This is a genomic window from Streptomyces sp. NPDC093109, assembly GCF_040701725.1.
In the GTDB taxonomy this organism is placed as follows: domain Bacteria; phylum Actinomycetota; class Actinomycetes; order Streptomycetales; family Streptomycetaceae; genus Streptomyces.
On the sequence record NZ_JBFBEZ010000001.1, the window covers coordinates 165,644 to 189,146 of the forward strand.

Genomic DNA, 23,503 nt, shown 5'->3' on the forward strand with positions numbered 1-23,503 from the left:
GCCGGTTCCGTCGGGTGCCGTGCGGTCAGCGCTTGATCTCCTTGATGCGGAGCATGCGCGTGATGACCTTGTCCAGCTCGTCGTCCTCGAAGACCTTCTTCCAGTCGTCCTTGACGATCGACTCGCGGCCGTAGTCCATGGCGATCAGGCAGGCGTCCGAGAACGGGTTGTCGCCCTTGAGGGTGTTGGCGAGCGCGACCTGTGTGTGGCCGAGGAGCATCGCGCGGGCGGCGGCCTCCGGGACACCGACGGTGTGCACCGTCTCGTGCAGGGCCTCGGTGAGCAGCGCGCCGACCATGCAGGCGATGGTCTCGACCAGGGTCGGCTCCAGGACGGCGAGCTGCTTGACCGTCACCCAGTGCACGTCCACGACCGGCGCGTACATGGTGCGGATGACGGCCTCGGCCAGCGGCTGGACGGCCGCGTCCGGGCCCTCGAAGGAGGCGACGACCTCCTGGGGGGCGGCGATGCCGCCGAAGGTGTCCGCGTACTCCTCCTTGGTGGTGCGCTCCAGGAAGACGGAGGGGTGGCAGGGGTGGGCGACGGCGTTGTGCACGTCGTCGCGGCGGGTGAGCAGGCCGGCGTAGGCGGCGGCCGGGTCGAGGGTGAGCAGCACGGCGCCGGGCTTCATCAGCGGGACGAGCACCTCGGAGACCTTGCCGAGGACGACGTCGGGCACCGCCAGGATGAGGACGTCCGCCTGCCGGGCGGCCTCGTCGGAGTCGGTCAGCTCGCGGCCGAGCCCGCGGATCAGCTCCTGGCCCTGCGGGGAGTTCTCGGAGAACAGCACCCGGAAGTCGCTCTTGACCAGGTTGTTGGAGACACGCTGGCCCATCTTGCCAGCGGCGCCGATGACGGCGACGGTCTTGATCTCGGTGGCCATTACTTGCTCCTCTGAAGTGTGCTGATGCAGTGCCGGGTCCACTGGTCCTCGATCCCGGCAGTGGTCTCGAATCCGTCGTCCTGCCATGGAAGCCAGTGCTCGACGATCTGGTTGATGCCGCGCTGCTCGGGCCGTACGGTCTCCACCAGGTGGGCGTAGTCGAGCAGGCCCTCGCCCAGCGGGCAGCCGGCGTAGGTGAAGCCGACCCAGCCGTCCCTGCGGGTGAAGGCGAAGTCCTTGACGTGGATGTTGACGACGTACGGCGCGGTGGCCTCGACGACGTCCTTGGGGCGCTCCAGCCGGGCGACGCAGTTGCCGGGGTCGAGGACGACGCCCAGGTGGGGGTCGTCGACGGCGCGGACGACGGTGAGCAGGTCGTCGGTGGCGACCTGCTCGTAGGTCTCCAGGCCGAGGGTGACGCCCTGTGCCGCGTAGGCGGGGACGCCCGCGCGCAGCAGCGCGGTGGCCTCGTCGGTGGACGGCCGGTGGTCGTTCGTGTTGAGCATGGAACGCACGAGCGTGACGCCGAGCTTGCCGGCCAGGGCGAGATAGGTGGCCAGCCGCTCCGGCAGGACGCCTCGGGTGCCGAGTTCCAGGGTGATGCCCAGGTCGGCGGCGGTGGCGCGGATGTCCGCGAGGCGGGCGTCGTCGAAGGTCTCGATCAGCGGGTAGTCGCAGATCTGGAAGACGTCGCCGCCCAGCTCACGGGTGTTGTGGAGCATCTGTTCCACGGTCAGCGGCCGGGGCGCGCGGGCGGAGATGCGCCAGAAGTAGGCGTAGGTCGAAAGGCCGTAGGCCATCAGACGTCCTCCCGCACGGCGTGCCGGGCGCTCATCTCGTCGAGGATGGACTCGACGGCGCTCGGGTCGTGGGCGAACCGGCCGAGGAACAGCCCGTCGACGCCCTCGCCGAGGCGGCCGAGGAGTCCGGGGCCCGCGCTGCCGCCGTAGATGACGCGGCTGCCGGCGTACCGGGGGCGCGCGTCCAGCCAGGCGGTCAGGGCGGCGCAGACGGCTGTGATGTGTCCGGCGGAGGCGGGCTCCGGCGCGCCGATGGCCCACTGGGGCTCGTAGGCGACGACGACGGACCCGTCCCCGCCGCCGTCGTGCGCGGCGGTGGCGAGGATACGTTCCAGCTCGGCGACGGTACGGTCCGCGGCCTCGACGGGTCCTGCCTGGTCGCGTTCGCCGACGCAGAGCACGGGGGTGAGTCCGTTGCGCAGGGCGGCGGCGGTCTTGGCGGCGACGACGGTGTCCCCCTCACCGAAGAGGCGGCGCCGTTCGGCGTGGCCGACCTCGGCGTAGGAGCAGCCGATCTCCTTGAGGTACGGGCCCGACACCTCGCCGGTGAACGGGCCGCGGTCGTCGGTGGCAAGGTCCTGCGCGCCGATCCGGACGCCGGTGCCGGCGAGGACGGAGGTGAGCGGGACGATCGCGGGGAAGGCGGGCAGCACGAACATCTCGGTGAGGCCGCCGGTGACGGCCGGGTGCCGGGCGGCGATGTCGCCGACACGGCGCGCCCAGTTGAGGGTCTCGTGATGTCCGAAGTACATCTTCAGGCTCACCCCGAGCAGGGTGGGTGCGGACATCAGGCGGCGGCTTCCTCGTCGGTCTCGTAGTCGTTCATCAGCTGGACCTTGGCGGCCGAGGCCGAGGTCTCGTCGAAGCGGTAGGTCAGCCACTCGGCGGCGAGCCGGCGGGCCAGCTCGATGCCCACGACGCGCTGTCCGAAGGTGAGGACCTGGGCGTTGTTGGAGAGGACGGCGCGCTCGACGGAGAAGGAGTCGTGGGCGGTGACGGCCCGGATGCCCTTGACCTTGTTGGCGGCGATCGCCACACCGAGGCCGGTGCCGCAGACGAGCAGGGCGCGGTCGGCCTCGCCGCGCGCGACCATCTCGGCGGCGGCGATGGCGATGGTCGGGTAGGCGGTGTGGCCGTCGCCGTCCACGCCGACGTCGGTGACGGAGGCGACCAGCGCGCTGTTGCCGAGATCAGTCTTGAGTATTTCCTTGTAGTCGTAGCCGGCGTCGTCCGAGCCGACGACGATCCGCAGCTTGTCGCTCATGGGGGGGTGCTCCTCGGTGGGTGGGTTTCAGTGGCCGGCGAGTACGCCGTGGACGGCGCGGACGATCAGGGCGAGGGAGTGGGCGCCGGCGTCCGGGGTGCCCAGGGACCGCTCGACGTGCGGCCGGGCGCGGCCGATCCGGGGGACGAGGTCGGCGGTGGCCTTGGCGGCTCCCTCGGCGGCGGTGGCGGCGCGGTCCCAGGCGTCGGCGAGGGACGCTCCCTCGGCGGTGGCGGCGGCGAGGGTGCCGGCGAAGGGGACGAGGACGTCGACCATGGTCTTGTCCCCGACCTCGGCGCCGCCGAGGCGCCGTACGGCGGCGGACGCCTCGCCCACCCCGTCGGCGACGGTACGGGCGGTGGGCTCCGCGGTGTCGCCGAGCGCGGTGCCCACGGCGTGCAGCAGGACTCCCCACAGGGCGCCGGAGGTGCCGCCGGCCCGGTCGGACCAGGCGTCGGCCGCGGCGGCGAGGACCGTACCGGCGCCGGCGCCGGCCTCGGCGGCCTCGACTGCGGCCCGGTGGGCGGCGCCGGAGCCGCGGCTCATGCCGATGCCGTGGTCGCCGTCCCCGGCGACGGCGTCGATCCGGCCGAGCTCCTCGGCGTGGGTGTCGACGGTGTCCCGGAGGGCGGTGAGCGCGGCGACGGCGGTGCGGGCCGCCGTACGGGAGGCGTCGGTGGCCTCGGGGACGGCCTCGGCCCCGGCCGCCTCGGGGGCCGTTTCGAGGACGGCCGGGCCGCCGGCCGCGCGGGCCTCGCCCTTGCGGTAGGCGGGGGTGTCGGCCCCGGCCGTCCACAGGGTTTCGAGTTCGTCGTCGAGCCAGCAGAGGGTGAGGGAGACGCCGGCCATGTCGAAGCTGGTGACCAGCTCGCCGACCTCGGGGTCGACGGCCTCGATGCCGGCCTCGGCGAGCAGCTCGGCGACGCGCCGGTAGACGACGAAGAGTTCCTCGTACTTGACGGTGCCGAGGCCGTTGAGGATGACGGCGGCGCGGGCGCCGTCCGCCGTGTCCACGCCGTCGGGGAGTTCGGCGAGGAGGGAGGAGACCAGCAGTTCGGCGGTCTCGTCGGCGCTGGGCACGTCCTGCTCGCCGATGCCGGGCTCGCCGTGGATGCCGAGGCCGACGGCCATCCGGCCCTCGGGGACCGTGAACAGGGGGTGGTCGGCGCCCGGGAGCGTACAGCCGCCGAAGGCGATCCCGAAGGAGCGGGTACGGGCGTTGGCGTGCCGGGCGACCCGTACGACCTCGTCCAGGGAGCGGCCCTCCTCGGCCGCCGCGGCGGCGGCCTTGAAGACCGGGAGGTCACCGGCGATGCCCCGGCGCTTGTCCGCCTCGGCGGCGCTCGCGCTGGAGATGTCGTCGGTGACGGAGACACAGCGGGTCTCGACGCCGTCGGCGTTGAGCTGCTGGGCCGCCTGGCCGAAGTGCAGGACGTCGCCCGCGTAGTTGCCGTACATCAGCAGCACGCCGCCGCCGGTGTGGGCGTTCTTGGCGACGGTACGGATCTGCCGGGCGGACGGCGAGGCGAAGACGTTGCCGACGGCCGCGCCGTGGGCCAGCCCGGGGCCGACCAGGCCGGAGAAGGCCGGGTAGTGGCCGGAGCCGCCGCCGATCACGACGGCGACCTGGCCGGCGGCGCCCGGGGTGGACCGCACGACCCCGCCGGTCACCGGCCGCACCCAGCGGCGGTGGGCCAGGGCGAAGCCCTCCAGCGCCTCGTCGGCGAAGGCTGCGGGGTCGTTGAACAGGCGGGTCATGTCAGTGCACCTCAAGGAGCGGCTGGTCCGCGGGGTTGGAGGGATCGGCGGGCCGGCGCCGGGAGAGGATCACCATGAGCGCCGCGGAGAGCAGCATGAAGCCGCCGACGACGAACATGGAGAGGGTGTAGCTGCCGCTGAAGTCCTTGAGCCAGCCGGTGACGTAACCGGCGGCGAAGCCCGCGATGTTGCCCATGGTGTTGATCAGGGCGATGCCCGCCGCGGCGGCGGCGCCGGTCAGGAAGCGGGAGGGGATCGACCAGAAGACGGGCAGCGCGGCGAAGATGGAGCACGCCGTCACGGTGATCACGGCGATGGTCGCGGCCGGTGAGCCCATGTACAGGGCGAGCGGGATCGAGATACCGCCGACGACGGCGGGGCCGGCGACATGCCAGGTCCGGGTGCCGTTGCGGGTGGCGTGCCGGGACCAGAAGAAGAGGACGACGGCCGCGGGCAGGTAGGGGATGGCGGTGATGAGCGCCTTGTCCATCACGCTGAACGAGGTGCCGAAGCTGTCCTGGAACCCGGCGATGATGGTCGGCAGGAAGAAGGCGAGCGCGTACAGGCCGTAGATGAAGCCGAAGTAGACCATCGCGAGGACCCAGACCCGGCCGCTGCGGAAGGCTTCCTTGAGGGCCTCGCGGCCGTGGCTCTCCTTGTTGCCGGTCTTGGTGGCGTTCTCCGCGGCCAGCTCGGTGGTCAGCCACTCCTTCTCGGCCGTGGTCAGCCACTTGGCGTCGGCGGGACGGTCGATCAGGTAGAACCAGGCGATGATGCCGATGGCGATCGCGGGGATCGACACGAACAGGAACATCACGCGCCAGCCCTCGAGGCCGAAGAGCCCGTGGTGGCCGATGAGCCAGCCCGCGAACGGGGCGCCGATGACCGTGGTGAGCGGCTGTGCCAGGTAGAAGAGGGCGAGCACCTTCGTGCGGTGCCGGGTGGGCACCCACTGGCTCAGGAAGAGGATGGCGCCGGGGAAGAAGCCGGCCTCGGCGACGCCGAGCAGGAAGCGCAGTCCGTAGAGCTGCTCACTGTTCTGCACCCAGGTGAACAGCAGGGACACGATGCCCCAGGTCACCATGATCCTGGCCAGCCAGCGGCGGGCGCCGAAGCGGTGGAGCGCCATGTTGCTGGGCACTTCGAGGATGATGTATCCGATGAAGAAGACCCCGGAGGCGAATCCGAACTGCGCCGCGGTGAGCGCCAGGTCGTGACCCATTCCGTTCGGCTCGGCGAACGAGACGGCGGTCCGGTCGAGGTAGTTGATGAAAAACATCAACGCCACGAAGGGGACGAGCCGGATCGAGACCTTCCTGATGGCTGATCTCTCCACGGCGGATGGAGACGTGGTGGCACCCATGGTGACTCCCTCGGCTGCGCCGGACAGCTCTGTCCGGACTCGGGTCATAGTCGGTAGCGATCGTGGCTGAAAGAGACAGCGGCACCCGCTCGACCGGCTGATGTGTCTTCAACGTAACCCCCAGAAGAAAATTGGTCACCAATTGACCAATGTGGCGAGGGTCACTCTTTATGTGACCTGCGTCTCTCTTGACAACAACGCCGGAGGGGCGAGAATGAGGCGGATCACGACGTACCTGAACAGCGGGAACACCCATCTGGTGTACTGGTGACCGTGACCAGTCAGCCCGATCAGACCGCGTCCGGTTCGCCGGATCTCGCCCAGCTCCTCCGCCCCGTCGTCCGCGAATCCTCGGTCAGCGAGGTCGCGAAGCGGCTTCTCGACCATCTCTCCGCCGGTGACATCAAGCCCGGTACGCGGCTGCCCGCCGAGCGTCAGCTCGCCGAGGCGCTGGGGGTCGCGCGCTCCAGCGTGCGCGGCGCGCTCTCGGCGCTCGATGTGCTCGGCATCATCGAGATCCGCCCGGGATCGGGCTCGTACGTACGCGAGGGGACCTCGGAGTTCCTCCCGCGCGCCATCAACTGGGGTCTCATGCTGGGGCAGCGGCGCACCCAGGACCTGGTCGAGGTGCGCACACACCTCGAAGGGGTCTCGGCGCGGCTGGCGGCGGAGCGGGCCGACGACGAGGACGTGGCCCGGCTGGAGGAGCATCTGCGGCGGATGCGGGACGCGGGCACGGACGCCGCGTCGTTCATCGACGCCGACATCGCCTTCCATCTGGAGACGGCGAACATCGCCGGGAACTCGGTGCTCACCGACATCCTGCACAGCATCCGGGCCCTGTTGCAGGTGTGGATGGAGCGGGTGAGCGATCTGGAGGGAACGGTGAGCGGCACCCTGTGCGAGCACGACGCCGTGCTCGCCGCCATCCGCGACCGTGACCCCGACGCGGCGAACGAGGCCATGGCCGAGCACATGCGGATGGCCAGCGCGCGGCTGCGGAAGTCCATCGAGTCCGCCGAGCGGCCGGCGGACTGACCGCGGCTCCCCCTCCTGGACGCGGAGAGACGAAGAGCGCCGCCCCGTGAGACACGGGGCGGCGCTCTTCGCCGGTACGGGAAAGCCGCCTACCAGTCGCGAGGCCGCTGGGTGTCGCGGTACGGCGCCGGTCCCGCGCTGGGAGCGGGGGGCCTGCGGTCGGCGGATTCGTCGTACACGGGCGGCCAGACCGGTCGGGCCTGGGTGCCGTTCTGCGCGGGCTTGGCCGCGGCCGGCTGGTCCCACTCCCCTTCACCGAGAACCAGCAGCGGGTCGAACATGACCACGACGCCCGCCAGCACCAGGAAGATCACCGGGCCGAGCAGCATCGGGAACATGATCGAGGAGGCAGAGCCGCCACCCGCGGAGACTCCGGTGAGCCCCTGGAGATGCACGCTGATGGCGGCCATCCCCGTGTAGTGCATGCCGGTCACGGCGATGCCCATCACCATGCTCGCCGCCAGGCTCGGCAGGAAGCCGTGGATCGAGACGGCCGCCCAGAGCGCGGCGGTCGCCGCGACGACGGCGATCACGACGGAGAGCACCACAGTAGTGGTGTCATATTCCATGCGGGCATGCAGTCTCATTCCGGCCATGCCTATGTAATGCATGGCCGCCACCCCGAGACCGGTCAGAGTGCCCGCGAGGAGCAGTGTGGCCCGGGTCGCACCGCGGTAGCCCACGATGAAGACACCGATACCGACCACGACGATCGCCACCGCGAGGCTGGCGACCGTCGTGGGTACGTCATATCCGATCGGCACTTCCTTCACCTGGAATCCGATCATGGCGATGAAGTGCATCGTCCAGATTCCCGAACCGATGGAGGTCGCGCCCAGGGCCAGCCATCCCGGTTTCCAGGACCGCTCCGTACGGAGCGATCTGGTGGTGCAGCGAAGTCCCAGGGCCGCGCCCAGACATGCCATGAGATAGGCCGCCACTGGCGTGACGGCTCCATAGTTGAATCCATCGATGGTGCCCTGCATGTGTGGTGTGCCCCTCCCCCTTGTGTGGCTTATGTGCAGAAGCCGTGTGTTTACGGTGGCGACACTATGGCCACAAGGGGTCGTGACAAACATCGTTCTGATCACTTGTTGATAAAGGTGTTCGACTGGACGTGACCACAACCAGGACTACTTTACGCGATATCAGGACATCAACGGACGCGGGCGACTCCCACATAGAAGCCGCTCAGCTCCACTTCGGGGGCCGGACCGTCCTGGTACCAGTGGGTCGCCGTCACCAGCCCGGGGCCGACGAGGTCGAGTCCCTCGAAGAACAGCTCCACCTCGGCGCGGTCGCGCATGCGCAGCGGTATCTCGCCCTCCTTGTACGCCGTCGTCACGACGTCCCGGTACTGGGGGTGCTCGTCGAAGGTGGTGTGCGAGAGCAGCAGGTAGCTGCCGGAGGGCAGGGCGTCCACCAGGGTCCGCACGATGCGGTACGGGTCCTCGTGGTCCGGGACGAAGTGCATCAGCGCGATGAGCGACAGCGCGATGGGCCGGTCGAAGTCGAGCAGGGTACGTGCGTGGTCCAGGATCGCCTCCGGCTGCCGGACGTCCGCCTCGAAGTAGTCGGTCGCGCCCTCCGGCGCGCTGACGAGCAGCGCCTCGGCGTGACGGAGCACGATCGGGTCGTTGTCGGCGTAGACGACGCGCGCCGTCGGGACGGTCCGCTGGGCTATCTGGTGCAGATTCGGCTCGGTGGGAATGCCGGTGCCGATGTCCAGGAACTGGTCGACGCCCTGCGCCGCCACCCACGCGACGGCCCGGTGCATGAACGCCCGGTTCCGCACCGCGTTGCCCTTGGCCTCCGGCGGGATCTTCTCCCCGACCGCCTGGTCGACCGGATAGTTGTCCTTGCCGCCGAGCAGCCAGTCGTACACCCGCGCCGGGTGCGGCCTGCTCGTGTCGACCTGGGGCTTCGGTGATCCCGTCGTCATGGGGGGGCGCTCCTGGGTACGGGGCCGCGGAGCGGGCAAGTAGCCTTGCCAGGCAGGCCCGTTGGCGCGGCGCGAGGTGGGGGGATCAGCCTACGCGAAGGGGCCGGTCACCGGCCGCGCGGCCCGCACCGCCGCACCGCACGCCCGTCCCGCACCCGCACCCGTCCCCGCACCCGCACCCGCACCCGCACCCGCACCCGCTCTAGCGGCCCGCGCCCGGTATGCGGATGACCGCGGTGCCGCCGTCCAGATCGACCGTGGTGCGGTGCGGCGGGGCGCCGTCCTCCTCGTCGTCCCGCATCAGCAGCGCCGACTGCCGCTCCTTGAGTTCGTTCTGCTTGCCCGGCGAGAAACTGGCGTGCAGCTGCTCGAAGCCGGTGGCCGAGATCTGACCCTGCCGCACGCTGTTGCGCCACGGCAGCATGCCCGACCGGCCCATGCGCAGAAGGAGTTGGTCGACGAAGGCCACCACGGTCAGCAGGATGACGAGCCCCGGCAGCGTCATGAACACGAGGGTTTCCATGGCTCCAGTCTGCACGGCAGGGCCCCGCCCGGGGAGCGCCTGTGGACAACTCACGCCCACCGCGCGGAACCGTCGCGCCCCTCCCCGACGTTCCCCCCACAACGCCGCGCGGACGGCGGCTCCACAGCACAGGGAACGGACGGTGGCGATGACCGAGTTGGTATCCGGCGGGAATCTGCCCCTGCCCGACGCGGAACTGTCCCTCCGCGTGCCGGGCCCCTTCGATCTCTCCCTGCTGATCACCGGGGACAGCGGCAAGGTCGGCGGGGACGGCGACTTCGTCTTCTACAACCAGCCCTCGGCGCCCGGCGCCCTGCTGCGCGCGGACGGCGCGGGGATAGATCCCCGGCGGCTGCGGGCGGGGGCGAGCCGGGTCACCGTCGTCGTCAGTCCCGCCGATCCCGGAACGGCGCTCGGCAGGCTGCCCGTTCCGACGCTGACCGTCACCGGCCCCGGCGCGGGGGTGGTCGCCCGGTTCACCCCGGCGCGTCCGACGCACGAGACGGTGCTGCTGCTGGCGGAGATCTACCGGCGCGGCGGCGGCTGGAAGCTGCGCGCGCTGGGACAGGGGTACGTGGACGGGCTGGCCGGGATCGCCCGGGACTTCGGCGTGGACGTGGCCGACGGGACGGCCGCTCCCACCCCACCCCGAACGCCCGCGCCCCGGCCCGTACCGTCCGGTCCCGCGCCGTCGCGGCCCGCCCCCTCAAGCTCCTCGGGCGCCAGCGGTACGGAGGCGGAGTTCGCCGCGCTGGCCGGTGCCGAGCGGTCGCGGACCGGCCTGGCGCCGGTGTCCATGGACGCACGGCTGTCGGCGGCGGCCCGGGCCCACGCGGCGGCGATGGCGCGGCAGCGGCGGCTCGACGCGGAGGGCGACGACGGCGTCTCCGTCTTCCAGCGGATCACCGCGGGCGGTTACCGGTATCTCCGTATCGAGCAGCGTCTGGTCTCCGGTCCCCGCACCCCGGCCGACTTCGTGGCGTACTGCCTGAGCGACGACGCCACCGGCGGTCCGCTGCGCGATCCCGCGCTCACGGAGGCGGGCATCGGCCGGCACACCGACCCCCGCTCCGGTGACGTCTACTGGACCGCGCTGTGGGCGGGGCCCTTCACCGCGGACGGTCTGGCGCGGACCGCCGCCGAGGTGCTCACGCTCACCAACGCCGAACGGACCGCGGCCGGGCTCCGGCCGCTGGCCGCCGATGTCCGGCTGGCGACGGCCGCGCAGGACTTCAGCGCCGACATGGCCGCACGCGCCTTCTACGCGCACACCTCGCCCGAGGGGCTCCAGCCCTGGGACCGCGCGGCGCGCGCCGGAGCCGGCCACCGGGGAATCGGCGAGAACATCGCCTGCGGCCAGCGCACCGCGCGCGAGGTGGTCAGGGGCTGGATGGACAGTCCAGGCCACCGGGCCAATATCCTCAAACCCGGCTTCACCCATCTGGGGGTGGGTTACGCGGGCGGCGGGCCGGCCGGCACGTACTGGACCCAGCTCTTCGGCCAGGTCTGACGGTCCGTGCCGCGCCGCCCGAGCGGCCCCTCAGCCCGCGCTCATGGCGGTCACGGTGAAGGTGTCGCCGCAGACCACCGGCTTGGCCGAGCTCAGCGTCATGGCGTCCGTGGAGCCGGGGGGATAGATCTGGATGAGGCTGGGCGCCTGCCAGCAGGACGGCCCCTTGATGCCCTTGCTCAGTGTGTGCAGCGTGGTGAGGGCGACGCCGCCGGGCGCGAGCGTCACGGCCGGCAGCCGCTCGCCCTCGTGGGTGGCCGGCCTGCCGATGGGCCCGCCGTCGCCCGCGAGGAGCGAGACGCCCGGGTATCCCTGAAGTGTGCACGCGCTCGTCCCCTTGTTGACGAGCCGCAGGTCGTAGCGGATGTTGCCGGCGCCGGCGTCGGGCGCGCCCAGATTCAGCCCGAGCCGGTCCGCCGTACAGCGCGGCGCGGCGGCCGGTGCGGGCGCGCCCGCGCTCGCCGTACCGGAACTCGCCTCGCCCGCCGTCCCCCGCGGGGCACCCGTGGAGGCCGGACCGCCGGTCCCGCACGCGGCCGTGACCAGCGCCAGCAGGCCCGTGGCCGCCGTCAGCGCGCCCGCCCGCCACGCCCGGCCCGTCCTGAAGCTCTCGAAGTGATCGGACACAGGGTCCACCCGCTCTCCACGTCGTACCTACGCGGTACATATACCCGAATATCCCGGATATACGGAGAGAGTTCACTCCCGGCGGGGAAGAGCGACGGCAGCCGCGCCGCCGCTCCGGTCCCGGTCAACCGGAGCGGGGCGCCGTTCGGCGGGCCACGGCGGGTGACCGCCGGCTGCTACTCGGCGGGCAGAGTGCCCGTGCGGGCCAGCTCCGCGTACCAGCGCGCGCTGGACTTCGGGATACGCCGCTGGGTCGCGTAGTCCACGTACACCATCCCGAAGCGCTTGCTGTAGCCGTACGCCCACTCGAAGTTGTCGAGCAGCGACCAGAGGAAGTAGCCGCGGACGTCGGCGCCCGACTCGATGGCCCGGTGGACGGCGGCGAGATGACCGCGCAGATACGCGATGCGCTCGGGGTCGCGAACCTCGCCGTCGGGGGCCGCGTAGTCGTCGAAGGCCGCACCGTTCTCGGTGATCATCAGGGGCAGCCCGGGGTGGTCGTTGCGTACCCTCATCAGCAGCTCGTACAGACCGCTCGGGTCGATCGTCCAGCCCATGGCGGTCCGGTCGCCGGGCGTCTGGTGGAAGGCGACGTGGTCGGCGCCCGGCCAGGGGCTGTGCTCGCTGGCGCCGTGGCCGTCGGACTGGTGGACGGCCGGGCCCGCGTCGTGGGAGACGAGCGTCGGCGAGTAGTAGTTGACGCCGAGGAAGTCGAGCGGCTGGTGGATCCGTTCGAGGTCGCCCTCCCGGACGAACGACCAGTCGGTGACGGCGGCGGTGTCCTCGATGAGATCCGCGGGATAGGCGCCGTCCAGCATCGGTCCCGTGAAGACCCGGTTGGCCGTACCGTCGATCCGGCGCGCCGCGTCGATGTCCTCGGCGGCGGACGTCAGCGGCCGTACGTGGTGCAGGTTGAGGGTGACGGAGATCTGCGCGTCGGCGGGCAGCCGCTCGCGCAGCGCCGCGACCGCGAATCCGTGGCCGAGGTTGAGATGGTGGGCCGCGCGCAGCGCGTCGGCGGGGTCGGTGCGGCCGGGCGCGTGGACACCGGATCCGTATCCGAGGAAGGCACTGCACCAGGGCTCGTTGAGGGTGGTCCAGGTGGTGACCCGGTCACCGAGGGCGTCGGCGACGATGCCCGCGTACTCGGCGAACCGGTACGCGGTGTCCCGCTCGGGCCAGCCGCCCGCCTCCTCCAGCTCCTGCGGCAGGTCCCAGTGGTAGAGGGTGACGACGGGCCGGATCCCCTTCGCCAGCAGCCCGTCGGCGAGCCGGCGGTAGAAGTCGAGGCCCTTCTCCGAGGCGGGCCCCTTGCCGGTGGGCTGGACGCGGGGCCAGGAGACCGAGAACCGGTACGCGCCGACGCCGAGCCCGGACATGATCTCGATGTCCTCGGGCCAGCGGTGGTAGTGGTCGGTGGCGATGTCACCGGTGTCACCGTTGCGCACCCGGCCGGGCGTACGGGAGTAGACGTCCCAGATGGAGGGGGTGCGGCCGTCCTCCTGGACGGCGCCCTCGATCTGGTACGCCGCGGTCGCCGTTCCCCACAGGAAGCCGGCGGGGAAGGTGAGTGCGGGGGTGGGGGTGGAGGTGGCCACAAGGGTCCTTCCGCAGAGATCGAACTTACGTGGAACGGTGGTGCGTGGAACAGTGCCGCGTGGATCGGTGCCGCAACAACGATGGTGCACGCACCGGTGGTACGCGGAACGGTGGTACGTGCGGGGCGCACCGGCGCATCCGGGGCGGCGGCGCCCCTGGCGCCGGGTCAGCCCTTCACGGCGCCCTGCATGATGCCCCCGACGATCTGCCGGCCGAAGACGAGGAACATCGCCAGCAGCGGCAGCGTGCCGAGCAGCGCTCCGGCCATGATCACCGACTGGTCCCGGACGTAGCCCGCGCTGAGCTGGGAGAGCGCCACGGGAACCGTCGGATTCGTCATGTCGAGGGCGATGAAGGGCCAGAAGAAGTCGTTCCACGCCTGGACGAACGTGATCATGAACAGCACGGCCATGGGCGGCCGGGCGATCGGCAGCACAATGGACCAGAAGATCCGCAGCGAGTGCGCGCCGTCGATCCGGCCCGCCTCGATCAGCTCGTCGGGCAGCGCTTCCTTCAGATACTGCCGCATGAAGAACACACCGACCGCGCTGACCAAGGTCGGGAAGATCACGGAGGGCAGTTTCTGCCCCCAGCCGAGGTCGGCCATCATCATGAACAGTGGTACGACACCGAGCTGCGGCGGGACCATCATCGTGCCGATGACCAGCATCAGCAGGACGTTGCGGCCCTTGAAGCGGAGCTTGGCGAAGGCGAAGCCGGCCAGGGTCGCGAAGAAGACCGTCGAAAGCGCGATCACGCCCGCGACGATCAGGCTGTTCACCATCGCCTGGCCCATGGCGGCGTCGGTCCACGCCTTGCCCAGGTTCTTGAACAGGTTCGGCCCGGGGAGGAAGGGCGGCGGGCTCTGGGTGACCCGGGTGTTGGTGGTGGAGGCGGCCACCATCGTCCAGTAGAGGGGGAAGAGGGAGACCAGGGCGGCGAAGCCGAGCAGGGCGTAGGCGAGCGGACCCGCGTGGTGCTGGCGGCCCGCGCCCGGTCGCAGCGCGCGGCGCAGCCGGCGCTCGGCGGGGCGCGAGGGCGGGGTCCGGTCCTGCGCGTCCGCCAGGACCGGTGCGATATCGGTGGTCATGGGCTGCTGGCTCCCTGGTCAGGACTTGCGGGATGTGACGCGCCCGATGACGCGCTGGAGGACGAAGACGAGGATGAGGATGAGGAACATGGCCCAGGCGATCGCGGATGCCCGCCCCATCTGGTAGTTCTTCCAGCCCTCTTCGTAGAGCAGCAGGCCGAGCGTCTGGTACTGGTTGTCGGCGCCGCCGCTGACCCCGTTCGGCCCCTGTCCGAAGATCAGCGGCTCACCGAAGAGCTGGGTCGCGCCGATCGTGGAGAGCACGATGGTGAAGATGATGGTGGCGCTGATGCCCGGGATGGTGACCGTACGGAACTGCTGCCAGCGCGAGGCCCCGTCGATCGCGGCGGCCTCGTAGAGGTCTCTCGGGATGGCCTGCATGGAGGCCAGGTAGAGCAGCGCGTTGTAGCCGGTCCAGCGCCAGATCACGATGGTGGAGATGGCGAACTGGGCGGGCCACTTCTCGCTCGACCAGTCGATGCCGTCGATCCCGACCGCTTCCAGAGCCCAGTTGACCATGCCGAAGTCGCGTTCGAAGAGCATGGTGAAGACCAGGGCGGCGGCGCCGATCGAGGTCGCGTACGGGACCAGGGCGGCGACCCGGAAGAACACCGAGCCGCGGAGCTTGTAGTTGAGCAGATGGGCCAGACCGAGCGCCATCAGCAGCTGCGGAACGGTGGAGATGACCCCGATGGTGAAGGTGTTGGCCAGCGCGTTCCAGAACAGGTCGTCCTGGAGCAGCTCGGTGAAGTTGTCGAGCCCGCGCCACTCCCTGGTGTGCATCGTGGACAGCTCGACGCGGTGCAGCGAGATCCAGAAGGTGTAGAGCAGCGGGTAGAGGCCGAAGGCGCCGAAGATCAGGAAGAACGGCGCGATGAATCCGTACGGCATCCCCTTGAGGTCGAACCGGTGGATGATGTTGCGCCGCGACTGCTGGGAGGAACCACCGCCCGCGCCGCCCTTCCCGGGTGGCGCGGCTGACGCGGGGTGCGGCTGCCCGCCCGTGGGGGCTGCCGGGGTGGAGGTGGCCACAAGGGCTTCCTTCCGTGGAGTTTGACCGGTGGTGCGGTGACGGTGGTACGCGGGGGCGGCGGGGCCCGGTGAGCCGGGCGGCCCGGGCGGCCGGTCCCATTGAAAGGGGACCGGCCGCCGGAACACCTCGCGTCGGCCGGACGGCGCCGGCGTCGGTGTCGCTACAGGTTTCGCTGTCGCTGCCGGAGTCGGATCAGCGCGTCAAGTCCTGGATCAGCGCGTCAGCTTCTTGATCCGCTCGTCCGTCGTCTTCCACGCCTCGTCGGCGCTCTTGCCCCGGTCGACCAGCTGGAGCCCCTGCGAGAACGTGTCCTTGATGCTGCCGTCCTTGCGTCCCAGGACCTGCTTGCTGGGAATCTCCTTGGCCGCCGCGCCGAAGATCTGGCCGATCGGCGCGCCGCTGAAGTACTCGGACTTGGCGCTCGTGACCGCCGGCAGGTCGAGCGCCGTCTTCGAGGAGGGCAGGTTGCCGAGCTTTTCGAAGATGAACGCCTGCTGTTCGGGAGCGGTCAGCCAGGCGATGAGCTTCTGGGCCTCCTCCTTGACCTTGCTCTGCTCCGTCACACCGATGAACGCGCCGCCCCAGTTGGCTCCCTTGGGCGCCCTGGCGACATCCCACTTGTCCTTGTTGGCCGGTCCGGCCTTCTCGCTGATGTGGCCGAGCATCCAGGCCGGGCAGACGGTGGAGGCGAAGGTCGACTGGGCGAGGCCCGGGTCCCAGCCCTTCTGGAACTGCGGCAGCTTGGCGGTCAGTCCGTCCTCCGCGGCGGAGACCGCGAGGCTCCAGGCGTCCTTCACCACCGGGTTGTCCTGGTAGATGAGCTTGCCGTCCTCGTCGTAGAACTGCTTCTCATCGCCGTAGATCATCGCGTTGAACAGACCGCTGGAGGCGTCCACGAAGGCGAGCTTCTTGTCCTTCGAGTTCTTCTTGAAGGTCCGGCCCGCCTCGACGTACTTGGACCAGTCCCCCGCCCAGAGCTTCGCCACCTCCTCACGGTCGGTCGGCAGCCCGGCCTGCTCGAACATGTCCTTGCGGTAACAGATCGCCATCGGGCCGATGTCCGTGCCGAGCCCCAGCACCTTGCCGTCCTTGGTGGTGACCTGGCTCAGCTTCCACGGCAGGAAGTGGTCGACGCCTTCGGTCTTCGACATGTCCACGAACTTGTCGGCCTGGGTGTCGACCACTTCCTTGGCGCGGCCTATCTCGATTCCCTGGATGTCCTTCAGGCCGCTGCCCGCCGCCAGGTGCGTCTGCAGCGCGGTGTAGTAGGTCTGCTCGTCACCGGCGACCTCGGCCTCGATCTTGATGTCGGGGTGGTCCTTCATGTAGCGGTCGAGCAGGCCGCTCTCCTTGTATCCCATGACGCCGAAGAGACCCATGGTGATGACGGTCTTGCCGTCCTTGGTGGTCGCCTTGTCCGAGTCGTCGCCGCTGGAGCAGCCTGCGACGAGTGCGAGTGATACCGCGGCGGCTGTCGCGGACGCGAGAGTGGTACCGAAGCGATGACGGGCCATGCCCATGGTGCTTCCTCCTTGCAGCGGGGCGCGGGCGTGCGCCGGCTGCGGCTCAGGATCGACTGACTGGGAGACCCGCCTCGGACAGAGAATGGGAGCGCTCCCAACGGGTTGTGGAAGACTCTCCGTAGACACAGGGTCGTGTCAAGAGTCGAAGTCGGTTCCGTTGCGCGAATGTGTCCGGGCGGCGGCGTCGAGCGGCCGAAATACCGGCCGAACAGCACAATCTCCTGGTGAGCGCCGTGGCGCGGACCGGGAGCGAGAGTCGGGAGACGCGATGAGCAGCCGTAAACCACCAGGCCAGAGGCCAACTCTTGAAGCCGTGGCCCAGTTGGCGGGAGTAGGCCGCGGTACGGTCTCACGCGTCGTCAACGACGCCCCGGGTGTGAGCGCGCGGGCCAGGTCGGCCGTCGAGGCCGCCATCGCGGAACTCCGCTACGTACCCAATCCGGCCGCCCGGTCCCTGGTCACCAGCAGGACCGACAGCATCGCGCTGGTGATCCCCGAGTCGGAGAGCCGGCTGGCGTCGGAACCATACTTTTCGGCCGTCATCCGGGGGGTGAGCACCGAGCTGGCCGACACGGACATGCAGCTGCTGCTGATCCTCGTCCGGGACGGGCGCGAGCGGGACCGGCTGATCCGGTTCGTGGAGGCCCGCCGGGTCGACGGGGTACTGCTCATCGCGGTGCACCGGGACGATCCGCTGCCCGCGTTCCTGGAGACGTCGGGCATCCCGACGGTCCTGGCGGGACGGCGTTCCGCGGCCGAGCGGCTGAGCCACGCGCGGTCCGACAACCAGGGCGGCGCGGAGCAGGCCGTACGGTATCTGCTCGGCCGGGGGCGGACGGCCGTCGCGACGATCACCGGGCCGCTCGACATGGACGTGGGCCTGAGCCGGCTGCGCGGCTGGCGCGACGCGCACACCGCCGAGGGCCACCCCGCGCCGGACGAGTCCCTCATCGCCCCGGGCGACTTCACCGAGGAGGGCGGGCGCGCCGCCATGCGTGAACTTCTCGAACGCCGGCCGGACCTCGACGCCGTCTTCGCCGCGTCGGACGTGATGGCGGCCGGCGCGCTGACCGTGCTGCGCGAGCGGAAGCGGCGGGTCCCGCGGGACGTGGCGGTCATCGGCTTCGACGACTCGATCGTCGCGCGCCATACGGTCCCGCCGCTGACGAGTGTGAACCAGCCGACGGAGGAGCTGGGGCGGGCGATCACCCGGCTGCTGCTCGACGAGATCAACGACCCGTCCGCCGCGCGCCGTTATCTGACCCTGCCGACCACACTGACCCACCGCGCCACCGTATGAGCCGGTCCGTCACGCCTCCGGCCGTACGGAGCCCCAGGACCGGCCGCGGGCCCCACCGGAGCCGGTCCTGGGACCCCGACGGCGCCTACCCGGCCGGTGTGAAGGCGTCGACGCCGGTGAGCTCGGCGGACAGCCGCCACAGGCGCGCCGCCTGCTCGGGGTCGGTGGCGTGGCCGTGGACCCCGCCGGAGCGGTCCGGGGAGGCCGGCTCCGCGATGTCGCAGTCCTCGCAGTAGACCCCGCCCAGGCCGGCCAGCGCGGGCGAGGTCGCCGCCCACACCTGGGTGGCGGCGCCCTGCTCGGGTGTCTTGAATTCGCCGTTCGCCACGGTGCCGTCCTCGTTGATCCAGCCGGCGTCGACCATCTCCCGGCGCTCCAGATGGCGCTGGAGCGGGGTCATGATGCCGCCCGGGTGGATCGCGAAGGCCCGTACGCCCGTCTCCCGGCCGAGCGCGTCGAGGTGTACGGCGAACAGCGCGTTGGCCGTCTTGGCCTGGCCGTACGCGAGCCATTTGTCGTAGCCGCGCGCGAACATCGTGTCGTCCCAGCGGATGGGCGAGAGCTGGTGGCCGATGGAGGACACCGAGACCACACGGGCGCCGCCCGGTTCGAGGGCCGGCCGGAGGCGGTTGACGAGTGCGTAATGGCCGAGGTGGTTGGTGGCGAACTGCGCCTCCCAGCCGGGGCCGACCCGGGTCTCCGGGCAGGCCATGATCCCGGCGTTGTTGATCATGATGTCGATGGTGCGGTCCGAGGCGAGGAAGCGGTCGGCGAAGCCGCGGACGCTGTCGAGGTCGCCGAGGTCGAGTGCGTCGATCTCGACGCCGGCCAGGCCGTCGAGCGCCTTGGCCGCGGTCTCCGGTCGCCTGGCGGGTACGACGACGCGGGCGCCCGCTCCGGCGAGCGCGCGGGTGGTCTCCAGGCCGAGGCCCGAGTAGCCGCCGGTGACGACGGCGAGCCGGCCGGTGAGGTCGATCCCGTGGAGAACCTCGGCGGCGGTGCTGCGGGCCCCGAATCCGGAGCCGATGCTGTGCTGAGCGGTAGTCATGACGGGCACGCTACGAATTGAAGCGCTCTCCAAGTCAACCCACCGGCCGGACGGGCCCGGGATTCACCCCGCTGGACGGTTTCCCGCGATCCTGCGGACGCCGCCGGTGTGCGGCCCCGTGTACGGGGCTGTGCCGGGCCCGGTCGGCCCCGCGTGTCCCGCTCTGGTGAACGAGTGTCGAATCGCCCGTCGGACCGGGAGGCGCGAACCGCCCACGATCGGGTCACCGATGCCCGTTCCACGCGGCCCAACTGCTAGGCAGGGACGTTCCTGTCCGTACCGGAGCCCCTCTGGAGTCAGCCATGTCCGCCGATACCGTTCTCGCCCAGGGCCAGCCGTCGCCCGGCACACGCCCGTTGATCCCGGGGCAGGCCGCCGACGGGGCCATCCCCGCCGCGGCGTACCCGGTCGAGGAGCGTGACTTCACGTTCGACGGGTTCCGCTACACCTGCCGGGTCGTGGACCGCGGGGAGCCGCTGACCGAGCCGATCCTGGTGCTCGGCGGCTCCTCGCAGGACCGCAACTCCTGGGTACGGCACGAGAAGACACTGGCTCCGCTGGCGCAGATGATCACCGTGGATCTGCCCGGGTACGGCACCGCCGACTTCCTGTCGGCCGAGCACGGTCTCGACTTCCTCGCCGCCGCCGTCCGCCATCTGCTCTCCGAACTCGGCGTGGCGCGGGTCAATCTGATCGGGGTCTGCTTCGGCGGCGCCATCGCGCTGCGCTTCGCCCAGCAGTGTCCCGGGGCGGTCGTCCGGCTGATGCTGACCGGCATGACCATGCGGATCCCGGCGAACTACGCCGCGTCGATGGAGCGCTGGGCGGTCATGATCGAGCGGGGCGAGACGACGGCCATCGCGCGTGAACTGGCCGGCCACTTCATGTCGCCGCCCGGCACCGGACTGGTCCGCAAGCACACGGCCGTCTCCCGCCTCGTCTACCAGCAGATGGTCGCCCAGGACCCGGAGCAGCTGCGCAAGTCGGCGGAGCACAACTCCCGGCTGATGCGGCACGACTGGTACCGGCCGGGTCCGGTGCCCGCCGTGCCCAGTCTGGTGGTGACCGGGGAGCACGACACACTGACCACCCCCGCGATGGGGCACGAGGTGGTCGCGGCGCTGCCGCCCGGCGCCCGCTATCTGCTGATCGACGAGGCCGACCATCTGGCCCCGGTGGAGCGGATCGCGGAGTTCGCGGACCTCGTGGCGCGCTTCTGCACGGACCGGACGCTGGACGAACTGCCGTACGCGCACGAGCCGTCGGGCCCGGCGCCGGCCGTCGCCGCGGCGGGCGAGGCCGTCGCGCCCTGACCGGTCCTTCGCCGGTCGCCGGTGGCCTTGAGGGGTGGTTCACGGAGCTGGTCGCCACGGTCGCCGTGGCGGGGTCGCGGTGGAGTCGTGGTCGGCGCGGCGGGCGGCCCCCGGTCCCCTGCCGCGCCGCCGCGCTATCGCGCGAGTTCGCGCACCGTCGCCATGTCGCTGAACGGGATGAGCCGGTCACCGACGATCTGGTACGGCTCGCTTCCCTTGCCCGCGATCAGCACGATGTCGTCCCGGCCCGCTTCGGACAGGGCGTATCCGATGGCGTCGCGGCGGTCGGGAAGCCGCTCGTACCGGGTGCCGGTGGCGTCGAGTCCCGGAGCGATCTGGTCCATGATGGCGCCGGGGTCCTCGTCGCGCGGATTGTCGGAGGTCAGCACGCACACGTCGGAGTGTGTTCCGGCGATCTCCCCCATCCGGGCGCGCTTGGTGATGTCGCGGTCGCCGCCGCAGCCGAAGACGGTGATGATCCGGCCACGCGCGAAGTCGCGGATCGCGCCGAGCACCTTCTCCAGCGAGTCCGGCGAGTGCGCGTAGTCGACGATGACGGCGGTGCCGCCCGGCGTCTCGAACCGCTCGAACCGCCCCGGGACCGGCGGCATCCGGTCGAGCGCCCCGACGAGCCCGGCCAGGTCGTGCCCCAGCAGATGGCAGGCGGCCACCGTGGCCAGGGCGTTGGCCACCGAGAACCGGCCGGGGACGGGGATCGCCGCCGGGTACTTGCGGCCTCCGTGGTGCAGGGTGAAGCGCGTGCCGAACGCGTCCATGGTCAGGTCGGTCGCCCGGTAGTCGGCGGCGGCGTCGAGCGCGTACGTCACCACGGCCCCCGGCATCAGCGCGCCGATCCCGGCGCCCACCGGATCGTCGGCGTTGACCACCGCACGGTCGCAAAGCCCTTGGAACAACCGGAGTTTGGCGTCCCGGTAGTGCTCCATGGTGCCGTGGTCGTCAAGATGATCCTGCGTCAGATTGGTGAAGACACCGACATCGAGATACGCGTGGTCCACACGGTGGTGCAGCAGCCCCATGGAGGTGGCCTCCAGGACCACCGTGCCGACCCCGCGCTCGCGCATCCGTCCCAGCAGGTACTGGAAGTCCGGCGCCTCGGGTGTGGTCAGCACCGATCTCGGCATGGGGATCAGCTCGTCGCCGATCCGGCTGCCCGCCGTACCGATGACCCCGACGTTCGCGCCCTCGGCGAGCCGCAGCACCGACTCCACCATGTACGAGACCGAGGTCTTCCCGTTGGTGCCCGTCACGGCCACCATGTCCATCCCGCGCCCCGGCTCGCCGTGGTAGCGGGAGGCGACCAGGGCCGCGGCCCGCCGGGTGTCCGGTACGCGCACCACGCACACCTCGGTGTCCGCCCACACGGCCGCCGGCACCTCCGGCGCCCCCGCGTCCACCAGCACCGCGACCGCGCCGCGTGCGAGGGCCGGCCCGATGGCCTCGGGACCGCCCTCGCGATGGCCGGGGACGGCGATGAACAGCGACCCGGGCGACACCCGGTGCGCGTCGAGACAGACACCCGCGGTGACCGCCGTGTGCGGCTCGCCCCGCAGAGTCTCGTGATCGTGCCCCGCGAGCAGCTCGCTCAACTTCACAGGGGGTCCTCTCGTCGTGAAGGGCGCGGCGGTCCACGAGTCCGTGGCGACGCGTTGGTACGGGAGGAAGCGGTGGTACGTAAGGGAGGAAGCGGGCCTGAGCCGTCGCCGGGAGTGAGAGGCGAGGGGCGAGGTGAGGGGTGACGCGCGTCGCTAGCCGTGACCGCGCACGACGAAGGAGCCGACCGCCTTACATGTACCACCCATGAGTGGAGTGTAAGGCCGCGCGGCTCCTCCCCCGTCCTGGCACGACGGACGGGCGGGCCGCACACGGCGGCCCGCCCGGGGAGAACACTCGGGCCGCTCGGCCCGTCAGCGGCTCAGACGCCGCGCCCGTTGCCGGTACCGCTGATCTTCGCGACCTTGATGCCCTTGGTGATCTCATCCATGACGGAGAGCTTGGGCGCCTTGTCGTTGATGTCGAACCCGGAGCGCACGACGACGAGCAGGTTCGGGGTGCTGGGCGAGGGGAAGACGACCGACTGCACATAGCCGTCGTCGCCCTTGCTGGTGGTCACCTTCCAGCGGACCAGATAGCCCTTCTGACCGGCCACGGTGACCGCCTCGGACTTGAGCTCCTCGTGCGAGGAGATCCCGTAGACGTCACCGCCGTACGACTCCTCCGCGTTGGCGGAGATGTCCTTCTCGGCGGACGCCTTGGCCGTCTTCTCGGTGTTCTCCAGTGCGGCGGCGGGCGCGGAGTTCACCCCGCCGCGTACACAGGAGCCCTCGGCGTCGCCGGGGCAGGTGTACTTGCCGGTGGTGATCTGGGCGCCGAGGACACCGGACTCGCCGGTCCAGCCGTCCGGTACCGGAATGCTGATCCCGCTGGCCGCGTCGGTGGCGTAGCCGTCCTCCGTGGGCACCTGCGGCGCGGCACTGCCGCCGCCGGATCCGCCGCCGCCCTGCCCGTCGGGCGCCGGGCTCCGCTCCCCCGGGCGCGAGGGCGCGTCGGCGCGCGGGGAGCCGTTCCCGGCCGCGTCGGACGAGCCGTGTCCCCCGGTGTCGCGTCCGAGCAGATAGAAACCGCCCGCGATGGCCAGGGCCACCACCGTCGCGGTGACCCCGACGATGACGCGCCGGCCGGTGGAGCGCGCGGGGGCAGGCGGCAGCGCCGGGTACGGCGGCGCGCCCGGCGGACCCCACGCGCCGGGCGGCGCCGGACGGAGTTCGCCGGACCAGGCCGTGCCGTCCCACCATCGTTCCTGACGGGGACCGTCACCTGTGTGACCCGGGTCGGGATGCCAGCCGGGCGGAGTCGAGTTCGTCACGACGC

21 protein-coding genes are annotated in these 23,503 nt (G+C 71.1%); 4 read left to right on the forward strand and 17 right to left on the reverse strand.

The genetic code is table 11. From position 1 onward, the window contains the following. Positions 1 to 25: 25 nt before the first annotated feature. From AB0389_RS00720 to AB0389_RS00745, 6 genes are read right to left on the reverse strand one after another with little or no spacing between them, the layout of a single operon-like run. Positions 26 to 883 (reverse strand): phosphogluconate dehydrogenase C-terminal domain-containing protein, encoded by an 858-nt coding sequence (locus AB0389_RS00720; RefSeq protein ID WP_366393115.1) that lies wholly within the window; start codon positions 881 to 883, stop codon positions 26 to 28. Continuing rightward, a complete protein-coding gene (locus AB0389_RS00725; RefSeq protein ID WP_366393116.1) occupies positions 883 to 1,683 on the reverse strand; it encodes a TIM barrel protein in 801 nt (266 codons plus the stop codon). Before AB0389_RS00725 ends, AB0389_RS00720 begins: the two co-directional genes overlap by 1 nt. After that, on the reverse strand, positions 1,683 to 2,471 hold the full coding sequence (locus tag AB0389_RS00730; RefSeq protein ID WP_366393117.1) for a triose-phosphate isomerase family protein: 789 nt from the start codon (positions 2,469 to 2,471) through the stop codon (positions 1,683 to 1,685). Before AB0389_RS00730 ends, AB0389_RS00725 begins: the two co-directional genes overlap by 1 nt. After that, positions 2,471 to 2,947, reverse strand: coding sequence for a ribose-5-phosphate isomerase (locus AB0389_RS00735; RefSeq protein ID WP_366393118.1), 477 nt, complete (start codon positions 2,945 to 2,947; stop codon positions 2,471 to 2,473). Before AB0389_RS00735 ends, AB0389_RS00730 begins: the two co-directional genes overlap by 1 nt. 27 nt (positions 2,948 to 2,974) lie before the next feature. After that, complete coding sequence (locus AB0389_RS00740; protein WP_366393119.1) at positions 2,975 to 4,705, reverse strand: dihydroxyacetone kinase family protein; 1,731 nt, start codon at positions 4,703 to 4,705, stop codon at positions 2,975 to 2,977. Position 4,706: 1 nt separating this feature from the next. Further along, a complete protein-coding gene (locus AB0389_RS00745) occupies positions 4,707 to 6,068 on the reverse strand; it encodes an MFS transporter (RefSeq protein ID WP_366393120.1) in 1,362 nt (453 codons plus the stop codon). A gap of 267 nt (positions 6,069 to 6,335) precedes the next feature. On the opposite strand from AB0389_RS00745, the gene AB0389_RS00750 reads away from it, so the two are divergent. Next, on the forward strand, positions 6,336 to 7,106 hold the full coding sequence (locus AB0389_RS00750; protein WP_366393121.1) for a FadR/GntR family transcriptional regulator: 771 nt from the start codon (positions 6,336 to 6,338) through the stop codon (positions 7,104 to 7,106). An 89-nt stretch (positions 7,107 to 7,195) separates the two neighbouring features. Here AB0389_RS00750 and AB0389_RS00755 read toward each other — a convergent pair whose 3' ends face one another. The 3 genes from AB0389_RS00755 to AB0389_RS00765 all read right to left on the reverse strand — a co-directional run bounded on the left by AB0389_RS00755 (position 7,196) and on the right by AB0389_RS00765 (position 9,571). Further along, positions 7,196 to 8,092 carry an MHYT domain-containing protein gene (locus AB0389_RS00755; RefSeq protein WP_366393122.1) on the reverse strand — a complete coding sequence of 299 codons (897 nt, stop codon included), beginning with the start codon at positions 8,090 to 8,092 and terminating at the stop codon, positions 7,196 to 7,198. A gap of 170 nt (positions 8,093 to 8,262) precedes the next feature. After that, positions 8,263 to 9,048 carry an SAM-dependent methyltransferase gene (locus tag AB0389_RS00760; protein WP_366393123.1) on the reverse strand — a complete coding sequence of 262 codons (786 nt, stop codon included), beginning with the start codon at positions 9,046 to 9,048 and terminating at the stop codon, positions 8,263 to 8,265. Positions 9,049 to 9,250: 202 nt separating this feature from the next. Next, complete coding sequence (locus tag AB0389_RS00765) at positions 9,251 to 9,571, reverse strand: DUF6191 domain-containing protein (RefSeq protein ID WP_366393124.1); 321 nt, start codon at positions 9,569 to 9,571, stop codon at positions 9,251 to 9,253. Positions 9,572 to 9,719: 148 nt separating this feature from the next. Here AB0389_RS00765 and AB0389_RS00770 point away from each other — a divergent pair, with 148 nt between their 5' ends. Beyond that, the gene (locus AB0389_RS00770; RefSeq protein WP_366393125.1) at positions 9,720 to 11,081 is read left to right on the forward strand and encodes a CAP domain-containing protein; all 1,362 of its coding nucleotides are present in this window, start codon (positions 9,720 to 9,722) and stop codon (positions 11,079 to 11,081) included. A 30-nt stretch (positions 11,082 to 11,111) separates the two neighbouring features. On the opposite strand, the gene AB0389_RS00775 is transcribed toward AB0389_RS00770, so the two are convergent. The 5 genes from AB0389_RS00775 to AB0389_RS00795 form a co-directional block, all read right to left on the reverse strand. Beyond that, a complete protein-coding gene (locus tag AB0389_RS00775) occupies positions 11,112 to 11,717 on the reverse strand; it encodes a DUF4232 domain-containing protein (protein ID WP_366393126.1) in 606 nt (201 codons plus the stop codon). 167 nt (positions 11,718 to 11,884) lie between these two features. Further along, positions 11,885 to 13,306 (reverse strand): GH1 family beta-glucosidase, encoded by a 1,422-nt coding sequence (locus AB0389_RS00780; RefSeq protein ID WP_366393127.1) that lies wholly within the window; start codon positions 13,304 to 13,306, stop codon positions 11,885 to 11,887. 167 nt (positions 13,307 to 13,473) lie between these two features. Further along, complete coding sequence (locus tag AB0389_RS00785) at positions 13,474 to 14,397, reverse strand: carbohydrate ABC transporter permease (protein WP_366393128.1); 924 nt, start codon at positions 14,395 to 14,397, stop codon at positions 13,474 to 13,476. An 18-nt stretch (positions 14,398 to 14,415) separates the two neighbouring features. Further along, entirely contained in the window at positions 14,416 to 15,429 is a 1,014-nt protein-coding gene (locus AB0389_RS00790) for a sugar ABC transporter permease (RefSeq protein ID WP_366393129.1), read from the reverse strand. A 213-nt stretch (positions 15,430 to 15,642) separates the two neighbouring features. Next, on the reverse strand, positions 15,643 to 16,944 hold the full coding sequence (locus AB0389_RS00795) for an extracellular solute-binding protein (protein ID WP_366393422.1): 1,302 nt from the start codon (positions 16,942 to 16,944) through the stop codon (positions 15,643 to 15,645). A 277-nt stretch (positions 16,945 to 17,221) separates the two neighbouring features. Between AB0389_RS00795 and AB0389_RS00800 the strand changes: the two genes are divergently transcribed. Further along, positions 17,222 to 18,253, forward strand: a complete 1,032-nt coding sequence (locus AB0389_RS00800) for a LacI family DNA-binding transcriptional regulator (protein WP_366393130.1) — start codon at positions 17,222 to 17,224, stop codon at positions 18,251 to 18,253. A gap of 85 nt (positions 18,254 to 18,338) precedes the next feature. Here the strand turns inward: AB0389_RS00800 and AB0389_RS00805 are convergent, their stop codons facing one another. Further along, positions 18,339 to 19,301, reverse strand: coding sequence for an SDR family NAD(P)-dependent oxidoreductase (locus AB0389_RS00805; protein WP_366393131.1), 963 nt, complete (start codon positions 19,299 to 19,301; stop codon positions 18,339 to 18,341). Positions 19,302 to 19,603: 302 nt separating this feature from the next. On the opposite strand from AB0389_RS00805, the gene AB0389_RS00810 reads away from it, so the two are divergent. Further along, the gene (locus tag AB0389_RS00810) at positions 19,604 to 20,614 is read left to right on the forward strand and encodes an alpha/beta hydrolase (RefSeq protein WP_366393132.1); all 1,011 of its coding nucleotides are present in this window, start codon (positions 19,604 to 19,606) and stop codon (positions 20,612 to 20,614) included. A gap of 134 nt (positions 20,615 to 20,748) precedes the next feature. Here AB0389_RS00810 and AB0389_RS00815 read toward each other — a convergent pair whose 3' ends face one another. Continuing rightward, entirely contained in the window at positions 20,749 to 22,227 is a 1,479-nt protein-coding gene (locus AB0389_RS00815) for a UDP-N-acetylmuramoyl-L-alanyl-D-glutamate--2,6-diaminopimelate ligase (RefSeq protein ID WP_366393133.1), read from the reverse strand. 320 nt (positions 22,228 to 22,547) lie between these two features. Then, entirely contained in the window at positions 22,548 to 23,498 is a 951-nt protein-coding gene (locus tag AB0389_RS00820; RefSeq protein WP_366393134.1) for a DUF2510 domain-containing protein, read from the reverse strand. Between the last annotated feature and the right edge of the window lie 5 nt (positions 23,499 to 23,503).